This window comes from Flavobacterium salilacus subsp. salilacus (assembly GCF_004634195.1).
In the GTDB taxonomy this organism is placed as follows: Bacteria; Bacteroidota; Bacteroidia; order Flavobacteriales; family Flavobacteriaceae; genus Flavobacterium; species Flavobacterium salilacus.
This window is the reverse complement of the sequence record NZ_SKBP01000010.1, coordinates 114,942-127,160: the sequence shown is the minus strand read 5'-3', so window position 1 is coordinate 127,160 and position 12,219 is coordinate 114,942. Positions and strand designations below refer to the sequence as shown.

At 39.2% G+C, this 12,219-nt stretch carries 9 protein-coding genes and 1 pseudogene; 4 read left to right on the top strand and 6 right to left on the bottom strand.

What is annotated here, in order from left to right; all coding sequences use genetic code 11:
• Window positions 1–2,225 (bottom strand): annotated as a pseudogene (locus tag E0W68_RS11950) (hypothetical protein); the annotation flags it as partial.
• Between the two features lie 306 nt (window positions 2,226–2,531).
• Here E0W68_RS11950 and folE point away from each other — a divergent pair.
• From folE to lgt, 4 genes are all read left to right on the top strand, one after another.
• Window positions 2,532–3,203, top strand: a complete 672-nt coding sequence (folE, locus tag E0W68_RS11945) for a GTP cyclohydrolase I FolE (RefSeq protein ID WP_135219669.1) — start codon at window positions 2,532–2,534, stop codon at window positions 3,201–3,203.
• A gap of 37 nt (window positions 3,204–3,240) precedes the next feature.
• A complete protein-coding gene (gene cysS, locus E0W68_RS11940; RefSeq protein WP_135219668.1) occupies window positions 3,241–4,722 on the top strand; it encodes a cysteine--tRNA ligase in 1,482 nt (493 codons plus the stop codon).
• Window positions 4,723–4,726: 4 nt separating this feature from the next.
• Window positions 4,727–4,978: a membrane protein insertion efficiency factor YidD gene (yidD, locus tag E0W68_RS11935; RefSeq protein ID WP_135219667.1), complete on the top strand. Its 252-nt coding sequence runs from the start codon at window positions 4,727–4,729 to the stop codon at window positions 4,976–4,978.
• Window positions 4,979–5,044: 66 nt separating this feature from the next.
• Window positions 5,045–5,986 (top strand): prolipoprotein diacylglyceryl transferase, encoded by a 942-nt coding sequence (lgt, locus tag E0W68_RS11930; protein WP_135219666.1) that lies wholly within the window; start codon window positions 5,045–5,047, stop codon window positions 5,984–5,986.
• A 73-nt stretch (window positions 5,987–6,059) separates the two neighbouring features.
• Here the strand turns inward: lgt and E0W68_RS11925 are convergent, their stop codons facing one another.
• The 5 genes from E0W68_RS11925 to mdh all read right to left on the bottom strand — a co-directional run bounded on the left by E0W68_RS11925 (window position 6,060) and on the right by mdh (window position 12,219).
• A complete protein-coding gene (locus E0W68_RS11925; protein ID WP_135219665.1) occupies window positions 6,060–6,890 on the bottom strand; it encodes an energy transducer TonB family protein in 831 nt (276 codons plus the stop codon).
• 7 nt (window positions 6,891–6,897) lie between these two features.
• Window positions 6,898–7,290, bottom strand: coding sequence for an ExbD/TolR family protein (locus E0W68_RS11920; RefSeq protein ID WP_135219664.1), 393 nt, complete (start codon window positions 7,288–7,290; stop codon window positions 6,898–6,900).
• 2 nt (window positions 7,291–7,292) lie between these two features.
• Window positions 7,293–8,000 (bottom strand): MotA/TolQ/ExbB proton channel family protein, encoded by a 708-nt coding sequence (locus tag E0W68_RS11915; RefSeq protein ID WP_135219663.1) that lies wholly within the window; start codon window positions 7,998–8,000, stop codon window positions 7,293–7,295.
• Between the two features lie 149 nt (window positions 8,001–8,149).
• Window positions 8,150–11,146 (bottom strand): protein translocase subunit SecDF, encoded by a 2,997-nt coding sequence (gene secDF, locus E0W68_RS11910; RefSeq protein WP_135219662.1) that lies wholly within the window; start codon window positions 11,144–11,146, stop codon window positions 8,150–8,152.
• A gap of 137 nt (window positions 11,147–11,283) precedes the next feature.
• Window positions 11,284–12,219, bottom strand: a complete 936-nt coding sequence (mdh, locus tag E0W68_RS11905; RefSeq protein WP_135219661.1) for a malate dehydrogenase — start codon at window positions 12,217–12,219, stop codon at window positions 11,284–11,286.

Below are 12,219 nucleotides of genomic sequence, written 5' to 3'. Positions count from 1 at the left end.
TAGTACTGGGCTATTACATCGGGATCGCCTTGGGTGACTTCCTGGTCTTTGGTGGTCAGATCGAATTCTTCTTCTCCTGCATTACCGGTGTAGTCGCATTGCTCGTAGTCCGAAATAGAAGGGACTGCGGGGCGTTGGTGTACGATGATGTCTACGGGTTCTACGGAATAGCAGTTGCTGGTTGAACCGGTGGGTTCTACTCGGATGTAGATTTGTCCGGTAATGGTGGAGTGGCTACCGGGATTGGTGATGTCGTTGGCTCCGAAATCGGCGTCTTCCAGGGTTTCGTGGTAGGTTACGGTTAGTCCGGTTTGTCCGTCGATTACTTCGGCTCCCGCAGGGGTTAAATCGAATACTGCGAAACCATCGAAGTTGTCGTCGCATAGCTCTAAAGGGGTGGCGGGTACTAATGTAGGCGGAGTATCTATTTGTACATTAAAAACATGCTCATCTGCGCAACCTACAGGTGCAACACCTGAATCTGCATAGATATAAATATCCTGAGTAATGGTAATTTGGTCACCAGGATTGAGCATTGTACCTGTTCCTCCGGATCCTGTATAGTAATTACCTTCAGCAAGGACTGGTAGCGTATAGGTTTCACAAGCTGACAAGTCAGCCGGTGTATCTACTGTAGGTTGCTGGTATATCGTAACTGTAAAGCTTTCTTCTGAAGTACAATTGTTTGGAACTGTACCTGATTCAGCATACACATAAATAGTTTGTGTGGTACTGATTATATCGCCTTCGTTAAGCTGAGTTCCTGTTCCATCAGGTGCGGTATAGTAGTTACCTGATTGAATTATTGCGGGCAGGATGTATCCTGTATCGCTACATGCAAATTGGTCTTCGGGAACTTCTACTACCGGCACAGGGGTTACTTCTATATCAAACGAAGTTACACCATAGCAATCTTCATCATCATTATTTGTAAGACGCACATAGATTGTTGTACCGCTTGTAATATAGGTGTCAGGACTGGTTATTTCGCCTGTATTTGCATCTGCATCCGCAAATGTTTCATGGTATGTTATTGTAAAAGTTGAAGGATCTTGACCTGCATAAACAGTACCATCCTGTATTGTTAAATCAAAAACTTCATCTCCGCTTTCATCGATATCACAAGCTTGTAAATTTTCGGGTGTACCAGGTGTTGGTGCAGGGTTTCCTATAAGCTGAAATGAACGGGTTGTAGAACATCCTGTGTTATAATCTTCAACTCTCAACCACATTACATCTCCACTGTTTGCCTGATAATTTTGTGCTGCAGAAAGAGGGAATACAGGTGAAATACCTTCAATAGCCTCAAATTCAGAGGCATGAAATGTTATCGGAAAAAAGTCAGGGTCTAAACCATTTAATATGTATTCGTTATTTTGTGTTAAATTAAATGTGTAAGGAGGTTCTCCCGGAGCACAAATAATAATATCCAGAGGATCATTTATAGGTATAGCATCAGGCGCTGTAATGGTTACTGATGCGGTTGCATCAGCCACACAGCCTGGTTTGTTAACTACCACACTATAAGTACCAGGTTCTGTAACGGTATATGATTGACCTGTTTCTCCAGGTATTGGGTCTGTGCCCTGAAACCACTCATAAGAGGTAGCGTCTTCAATAGTAGCAACTATAGTAGATGTATTTCCGGGACATAATGTAAAATCATCCCCCAAGGAAAGAGGACATACGATATCACAGTCTGTAGTACCTGCTCCGGGCTGACCGGTATTGGTTTGCGTAAGGTTTATTTGTCCGGGTTGGTTACTAAAGTTAGTTATCAGTATTACATAGTATTGTCCTGTTACTGCATCAGGAATACTTACGCTTTCGGTAGCCGAGGCTGAATAACTACAATCAACTTCTGTGTTGTCATTCAAATTTGATGGTCCAAAAATTGGTGGTGGTCCGCCAAAAGGTCCCCAAAGTATAAAGTCAACATCAATGCCATTACCGTTAGTACCTGTTTGTGAAAGGGTAAATTCTAAGTCGCCACTTTCCCCTATCTGCATGAAAAACCATGCCGGATTAGGTTCTGACCCTAAACAGCCGTAACTATCAGCTGCGGAATCAGGATCAGCCGGGGGGCTATTAGTAGTATTATCAAACGTTAAGGTGCTACCTCCTGCACAAAAAGGAGCCATCTCTTCAGCAGTATTACTTTGTGCGAAAGTGGCGATACTACTAAAAATAAGTAAAATTAAAACCAGGTACTTTCTATTATTCATTTCCTTATAGTTTTTGAAACGCGAAATTTACGCAAAATTGACATAATTAAAACATAAATGCTTTAATTTTTTTTATTTATAACAATCTAAATAGCTTTTTCCCTACCCGAACTGTAATGGAAAAATGCTTTTGATACATAATTCTATTTTTTTTCCTTAAAAAAGAAATACAAAATTAATGTTAACTTATTGTAAAGCATTATTATTTAAACGTAAAAATTAGATTTGAAGTACATAAATTAAAATCAACTTTTATAGTTATCTTTGCGAACTAATTTTTAATCCTAATAACTGAATATTATATAAATGAGCCATACGGACGATATTAAAGATGAAATTGGCGAAAACCATATTGCTACTAACGCTGAAACACCTCTAAGAAAAGATGCATTTGAGCTTAGTGACGAACAAAAAATAGAGGCTATTAAAAAGGATGTAACTAATATATTACAGACCTTAGGAATGGATCTTACTGATGACAGTATTAAGGGTACACCAACGCGTGTGGCTAAAATGTTTGTAAAGGAAATATTTGGCGGGCTTAATCCTGAAAGAAAACCGAGTTCTTCTACTTTTGAAAATAAGTATAAATATGGTGAGATGCTGGTTGAGAAGAATATAACTATTTATTCTACCTGCGAGCACCACTTGTTACCCATTGTGGGGCGTGCCCACGTTGCCTATATATCCAACGGTACAGTAGTGGGGCTTTCTAAAATGAATCGTATTGTAGATTATTTTGCAAAACGCCCGCAGGTACAGGAACGCCTTACCATACAAATAGTGCAGGAACTTAAACAGGTGCTGAATACCGAAGATGTAGCTTGTGTTATCGATGCAAAACACTTGTGTGTAAACTCGCGAGGCATACGCGATATTGAAAGTAGTACGGTTACTTCTGAATTTGGCGGTAAGTTTCAAGAGGAAAAAGTAAGACGGGAATTTTTAGATTATATTAAGCTCGATACGCAGTTTTAATATATCTTGCACTACAAAAGGTTAAACTTATTACAGCATGCACTTATACCAAAATCAATCGTTAAAAATATACAACTCACTTAGCGGTGAGAAGGAGTTATTTAAACCCATACACGAAGGCAATGTAGGGATGTATGTATGCGGCCCAACTGTGTACAGTAATGTACATCTTGGTAATTGCCGTACGTTTATGTCTTTTGATTTAGTGTTTCGGTACCTGAAACATTTGGGCTATAAGGTACGCTACGTGCGTAACATAACCGATGTGGGGCATATTGAAGATGATGCTGACGATGGTGAGGATAAAATTGCAAAAAAGGCAAGAATTGAAAAACTGGAACCTATGGAAATTGTACAACAATACTCTGTAGATTTCCATCAGATAATGGAGCTTTTTAATACCCTGCCACCAAGTATAGAGCCTACTGCCACAGGACATATTATAGAGCAGATTCAAACCATACAGTCTATAATAGACAAGGGTTTTGGCTATGTATCCGAAGGATCGGTATATTTTGATGTATTAAAATTTAACGAAAACCATAATTACGGTAAATTAAGCGGTCGTAATATAGAAGATATGATGGCTAACACCCGTGACCTTTCGGGACAGTCAGAAAAAAGAAATCCGCAGGATTTTGCACTTTGGAAAAAAGCCGAACCGCAGCATATTATGCGCTGGCCTTCGCCTTGGGGCGATGGTTTCCCGGGTTGGCACTTAGAGTGTACTGCCATGAGCACCAAGTATCTGGGGAATCATTTTGATATACACGGCGGTGGTATGGACTTAAAATTTCCGCATCATGAATGCGAAATTGCGCAAAATGAGGCAAGCACGGGGCAATCGCCCGTAAATTACTGGATGCATGCCAACATGCTTACCCTGAACGGTAAGAAAATGTCGAAATCGACCGGTAATAATATATTACCTCGCGAAATATTTTCGGGTAATAATGATATATTAAGTAAAGCTTTTAGCCCATCGGTTACTCGCTTCTTTATCATGCAGGCACATTACAGGAGTATACTCGATTTTTCTAACGACGCTATTTTAGCTGCTGAAAAAGGTTTTAACCGACTTATGGAGGCTTTAGAAAATTTAAAAAGCTTAAAAGCAAGTAACGCTTCATCATTAGATATTATAAAATGGAGGCAATCCTGCTATGATGCCATGAATGACGACTTTAACAGCCCCATACTTATTGCGCAACTGTTTGAAGGTGTCCGCTATATTAATATCCTAAAAGACGGTAAAGAAACTATTACCACTACTGATTTGGAATTGTTAACCAAAACAATGAATGCTTTTGTTTTTGATGTTTTAGGGCTTAAAAGCGAAACAGAAAGCGATAACAGCAGTGATAAAGTAGCGGGGTTAGTAACTATGCTTATAGGAATGCGTAATGAAGCCCGTGCCAATAAAGACTTTGCACTGTCTGACCAAATAAGAGATAAACTCAGCGAACTGGGTATAGAAATTAAAGATAGTAAAGAAGGTACTACTTTCTCAATACTATAGCCTGATGAAGGCGGGTAGAATAGCCATACTACCTTTTGTAGCATTGGTGCGCTTTTACCAACACGCAATATCACCCTTCTTCCCCTCAGCCTGTAGGTACTCCCCTACCTGCTCTCATTATATGATAGAAGCCCTCCAAACTCATGGTCTGTTTAAAGGCGGATGGATGGGCATAAAACGCATTGCCCGTTGCCACCCTTGGGGCGGTCAGGGTTATGACCCTGTACCGAAAAAAAAATGCAATCATAAACATTAATACTTTTTTTATGGGTAGTAACAGGCATTTATTTAAATTTACGGCAAACTAATAACAACACTTATAATGACACACGCGTTAAGCATTGTTTGGAATCAGTCCGAAGGAATAGACTTAGGGATATTCATGGTGCGCTATTACAGTCTTATGTTTGTAATAGCCTTTGGTTTAGGATGGTTTATCACTAAAAAAATATTTATCCGCGAAGGCGAATCTCTGGAAAAACTCGACAAACTATTTGTTTATATGCTGGTTGCTATACTTTTAGGAGCCAGATTAGGACAGGTTTTCTTTTATCAATGGGGCTATTTCAGCCAGCATCCCGAAGAAATATTACTCCCCTTTAGATTCAGACCTGAATTTGAGTTTACCGGTTTTGCAGGACTTGCCAGTCATGGTGCGGCTATAGCCGCTATACTTACCATGATATATTACAGCCGAAAGGTAATACACCGACCTATACTGTGGGTGTTAGACAGGGTTGTAATACCGGTAACCAGCGGAGGTATTTTTGTAAGGATCGGAAACTTTTTCAATTCTGAAATACTGGGCGATACAACAAATGAAAGCTTGCCTACGGCTGTAAAGTTTATACGTGGCGAGGAAAATCTTGACAAATATGAAGTAACAAAATTGACAGGGATTAAAGATTATAATCAAGCCTATAAACTGATTGAAAATGACCCTCAGTTTGCAGATACCTTAGCAGCTATACCCTATCGCCACCCTGCGCAGTTGTATGAGGCATTTGGTTATATTTTTGTATTTCTTATTATATATTATATGTACTGGAAAACAGATGCACGAAAAAAGCACGGGCTTATATTTGGTGTGTTCCTGGTATTGCTTTGGGCAGTGCGTTTTATAGTAGAGTTTGTAAAAGAAAGCCAAGGAGGTTTTGAAGGAGAAAATCCTATATTACTTACGGGGCAATGGCTTAGCATACCGTTTATACTTGCCGGGTTCTACTTTATATTTACTGCAAAGAACCGAACTGAAACGTTATAAAAAAATATGATTTCATAAAAAAGACCGCCTGAATCCAGGCGGTCTTTTTGTTTATTCTATTTATAAGTTCTTATTAATCTGTAAGTTTAAAGTTGTACACTATAGTGCCTACTTGTTTATCTGTGTCGCCTTCATCAAATTTAGCATTCATTGCTGCTGCTTTAGCTTGGTCTTGCAGGCACTTTGCCGTATTGGTAGTACCACGCGCTCCGGGAGTAGCCGATATTACTTTACCACTCTTATCAACGGCTATTTGCACTACTACAACACCTTGCTCGTTACAAGTATATTTGGGGTTAGGCAAAGCAAGTGCTTTACGCCCTGCAAGGTTATATTTTCCGTTCCCTGTTCCCTTACTGCCGCTGCCATTACCATAGCTACCGCCAAGCGTACCATCAACTCTGCCTTCATCACCGGCTTGATTGCTGTTGCCCTGCCCGCCTGTTGCCTTCCCATCGCTTTTAGGGCCATTCAGAATGCTCGACAACGCGTCTGTGGTAGTTTTAGAAGGTGTTGGTGCAGGCTCCGGTTTGGGTTTCACAGGCTCTTCCTTCGGTTTCTTTTGCTCTTTTGGTTTTTCCTTGGTAATTACCGGCGTATCATCTATATCCTGAGTTAATACATCATCTACTGCGGGTGTAGGATCGCTGGGAGTTGACTCCGCAGGTTGCGGTGCCGATTGTATGGGCTCTGTAGGTTGTATGTCGCCCATTCCCATATCAGTAGTACCAAAGTTTATGGCAATGCCATTTTCAGGTGGCGGATCCATATAGGTGAGACCAAGTATAAAGCATAAAAAGAGTAATATTGCAAATATACCTGCGGTAATTGCAAATGCTTTTCTTCTTTTTTCTTTATTCCCTTCGGGTTCTCCTCTATATGTTTTTTCTACACCTTGTTTCATAACCACTTTATTTTGGGTCAACTGCCAATACTATTTTGTATTGGTTCCTGTAAGCTATATCCATTACAGCAACAGCGTTTTCTATAGGCACGCCCTGCTCTGCGCGCAATACTATTGCTTTTCCTTCTGTACCTTCAAGCATCGACTTGAGTGTTGCCTCCAAGTTTTCTTTTGCTACAGGCTTGGTATCTATATAATACTCTAAGTCCTTTGTTATGTTTACCGATACGTTTTGGTTGTTCTCAGTTCTCCCTTTTGCTTTAGGCAAATTAAGGTCGAGCGCACTGGTAGTTACCATTGTAGAGGTAATCATAAAGAATATCAACAACAGGAATACAATATCCGTCATTGATGACATATTAAATTCGGGGGTTACCCTGTTTCTGCTTCTAAACTGCATAATTATACCGGATCATTTAACAGATCTAGAAACTCTACTGCCGTAGCTTCCATCTGGTTTACAATTTTATCTGTTTTCACCACAAGGTGATTGTAACCTATATATGCAAATACACCTACTATAAGCCCCACTACGGTAGTAGTCATAGCGGTATATATACCACCTGCCAAAAGGTCTATTTGTATTTGCCCGCCACCCTTTTCTATTTCAAAAAATACAATTATCATACCAACTACGGTTCCGAGGAAACCAATCATAGGTCCTGCACCGGATATCGTGGCGAGTATGCTCACATTTTTTTCAAGGTTATATATTTCCAGCTTACCTGCATTTTCTATGGCTGTATTAATGTCTTCTAACGGTTTTCCTATGCGTGAAATACCTTTTTCTACAAGGCGAGATACCGGCGAATTAGTATGCTGGCAAAGTAGTTTAGCACTATCAAAGCGTCTGTTTGTAATATGATCGCGAATTTGATTCATAAATCCTTTGTCTATTTTCGAGGCTTCTTTAAGCGCCATAGTTCTTTCGATATACAGATAAATAGCTACAAACAAAAGTAACGCAAGTATGATAATAATAATTTGCCCGCCAATACCGCCACTGGTTAGCAAATCCCATACGGATAAGGTTTTTTCAACAGTTTCTCCTCCTTCTACAAGTGCTTCGTTAGCTACTGCCAGGCTGTCGGGATTTTGAATGTTTAGCATAGAAAAAAATAACTTTAGATTGATTTATAATTTAACGCTAATATAGTTTAAAAATTGCTTTTATGCACATTGTGTTTTCTCAAACGGAAAAGATATAAAAAAGCCTGCTTAAAAAATAAGCAGGCTTTTTTATATTGATTGATGCTTATTTATTCAGCATCCGAATGTTGTGCTTCAATCAGAGCTTTATCTTTATCTGATGTTGTATCTACCACTATTGGAGTTGCAATAAACAATGATGAATATGTACCTACAAAGATACCTACAAGCATTGCGAATATAAACCCTTGTATAGACTCACCACCAAATATGAACATGATAAGTAATACAAATATTACTGTAAGCGATGTATTTATGGTTCTGGTAATTGTAGTGTTTATAGACTTGTTTACAACCTCTTTAAATGTACCCGGCATTTTGCTGGCAAGGAACTCCCTTATCCTGTCGAATACAATAACGGTATCATTTAGCGAGTAACCGATAACGGTAAGTATCGCCGCAATAAAGTGCTGGTTCATTTCCATCTGGAATGGTGCAAACTTGTAACATGCAGAGTATATACCTAATACTATGATAACGTCATGCGCTACTGCCACAACTGCACCAAGGCTGTATTGCCATTTTCTGAAACTTATCATAAGGTACAGGAACACTATAAGAAGCGAACCTGCTACAGCCCAATACGAGTTTGTTTTAATATCATCTGCAATGGTAGGTCCTACTTTGGCAGCTTGCATAATACCCACTTGTTTACCGTCATAAGTATTGATAAACTGGTCGTATGTTATATCATTAGAATAGTATTTCTTAAGATTATCATACATTATTTTGTTCACCTCTTGGTCGGCAGCAATACCGTGCTCTTCTACTTTATACTTCGTTGTAATTCTTAACTGAGAGGGGTCTCCGAATACTTTGGCATCTACACCGCTGCCAAAAGCAGCAGTAAGATCGCTCTTAACTTCTTCAATAGGAGCTTCTTTATCAAATCTTACCTGGAAAGTACGACCTCCTACAAAATCGATACCTTGATCGAGACCGTTAGTGAATAGAGAAACAAAACTACCTATTATTAATAATGATGAAACAACATAAGCTATTTTCTTTTTGCGAAGGAAATCGAAGTTAAAGTTTCTAAACCAGTTTTTAGAGACCGGAGTATCAAAAGTAAGATTGCCATTTTTACCCATATCCAAAAGCAATCTTGTTATAAAGATGGCAGTGAATAAGGATGTAATAATACCTATAAGTAATGTAGTTGCAAAACCTTTTACAGGACCTGTACCAAATATTAAAAGCACCAAACCGGTAAGAAATGTAGTAACGTTAGCATCAGTAATGGCTGACATAGCCCCTTTCCAGCTAAACGCTATCTTGATTGCCTCGTCTATCGTCCTGCCAAATCGGAGTTCCTCCTTGGCTCGTTCATAAATTATAATATTGGCATCTACTGCAGTACCCATAGTAAGTACTATACCTGCAATACCCGGTAGTGTAAGTACCGCACCGATACTGGCAAGGAAACCGAAAAGAAACAGTAAGTTAACGATAAGCGCTATATTAGCATATACACCTGCTTTACCGTAATAAATAATCATCCATAGCGATATAAGCAGTAATCCCACTAAAGCAGAGTTAATACCGTTATCTATGGCTTCCTGACCGAGTGATGGTCCTACTACTTCTGATTGTATAATATCTGCAGAGGCAGGAAGTTTACCTGCTCTTAATATATTTGCTAAATCCTCTGTTTCTGAAACATTAAATGAGCCTGATATTTGAGAACGTCCTCCCGAAATAGCTCCTGATGTAACGCCCGGTGCAGAATATACTATATTATCAAGCACGATAGCGATAAAGCCTTTCTCGGCAAATGCTTTGCCTGTCATTCTTTCCCACTCTTGCGCTCCTTTGGTATTCATCTGCATATCTACAGATGGTTTACCCAACTGATCGAAAGTAGCACTTGCTCCCGTAATAACGTTTCCGCTCAACGGAGCTAAATTCTCTCTGTTTCCTTTTAGTGCATAAAGCTCTACTAAGTTATCAGGACCTTTTTCATCTTTATTATCCTCTGCTGCATTGGCTTCGGTTTTTATAACGTCTTTACTCCAAGCAAAGCGAGTATAACGCTGATCTCCTGTTAATAACGAACGAATGTCTGATCTTTTTAACCAGCTATTTACTTTTGCAGTATCTTTTACAGATGCATAACCGATAACAGGACCACCGCCTCCCTGATTGGGGATAAGTTTCTCAAATAAAGGGTTATTGCCTTTTAATGCTTCAAGAGAATCTGTTGCACTATCAGTAAGCAATGAGTCAATAGCCGAAGTCGGGTTTTCTTCTTTTACAGCTACTTCTTCTTTTTTCTCTGTAGTTTTTAGTGTTTCGTTAGCAGCAAGTAAAAATCCTTGAAGATCGGTTACTTTATACGTTTCCCAAAATTCAAGTTGTGCTGTACTTTGTAATAATTTTTTAACACGGTCTATATCTTTAGCTCCCGGTAACTCTACCAGTATTCTTCCTGACTCACCCAAACGCTGGATGTTAGGCTGTACCACACCAAACTTATCAATACGCTCTGTAAGTACTAAGAAGGCACTGTCTATAGATTCGTTAACTTTTTTACGGATAACATTTTTAACCTGTTCATCGGTCATATCAATGTTAACCTCGTCACCCATTATCCTATTGGTAAAGAGTTCCGGCGAAGCCAGCTTTACACTGCCTTTAGACTCATTATCAAATGCAATAAAGAAAGCATCCAGGTAATCCTGATTACCCTGCCTGTCTTCAGTAGCTCTGTCCAAAGCTCTGTTTAAAACAGGATTGGATGATTTATTAGCAAGATCTTTAATAATATCTTTTACAGATATTTCAAGAGTAACATTGATACCTCCTTCAAGGTCAAGTCCTTTATTGATTTGTTTGTCTCTTACTTCACTGTATGTATATCCTAAAACCGGATAAACCTCGATATCTTTTATTGAATCTAAGTATTTAAGCTCTGCCTTTGCATCGCCATTAGCAAATTCCTTTGCATCTTCTTGAATACTATTAGAAACAAATGTGAAAGAAAGCTGGTAGATACATACTATCGCAAGTAAAATTGCGAAAAATTTAATGAGTCCCTTATTCTGCATTGGTACTAAAAATTAATTATTCCTTTTTTTAAAAACGAGCAAATATATAATTTACGAAAAGATTAAACAATTTATTTCTAAATTATATCTTAAAAAAAAGGCTGCCGATGGCAGCCCTTAACTTTATATCCTTCAACTTATGCCAATACTGATTTAAGATCGGCATTCATATTGCGCACAGCATCGGCACTTTTGGCGAACAATGCTTTCTCATTATCATCAAGATTAACATCTATTATAGCCTCTACACCATTTTTACCGATAAGGCATGGTACACCCATACAAATATCATTCTGTCCGTACTCGCCCTCAAGCAATACAGAGCATGGTATCATTTTCTTCTGATCGTTCAATATACTATCTACAAGGTAGGCTACAGATGCTCCGGGAGCATACCAAGCCGAAGTACCTAACAAGCCTGTAAGCGTAGCTCCGCCCACCATAGTGTCGGCAGCTACTTTATCTAAAGCCTCCTGAGAAAGGAAGTTGGCAACAGGGCTGCCGTTGTATGATGCAAGCCTTGTAAGCGGTATCATGGTAGTATCGCCGTGTCCGCCTATAACCATGCCCTGCACATCGTTAGACGGTCTGTCTAACGCTTTAGAAAGGTAATATTTAAAACGAGAGCTATCAAGCGCACCGCCCATACCTATAATTCTGTTTTTTGGCAATCCCGTAGCTTTCAGCGTCAGGTACGTCATAGTATCCATAGGGTTAGAAACCACTACTATTATAGCGTTTGGCGAATGTTGTAATACATTATCTGCTACTGATTTTACAATTCCTGCATTGATACCTATAAGTTCCTCCCTTGTCATTCCCGGTTTTCTTGGTATCCCCGATGTAATAACAACTACATCACTGCCCGCTGTTTTAGTATAATCGTTAGTACTGCCCGAAACTCTTGTGTTAAAACCTGTAGTAGTAGCACATTGCATGATATCCATAGCTTTACCTTCAGCAAAACCTTCTTTAATGTCCAATAAAACTACTTCACTTGCAATACCTCTGTATGATATTACGTCAGCACAGGTGGCTCCTACGTTACCGGCTCCTACAATTGTAACTTTCAT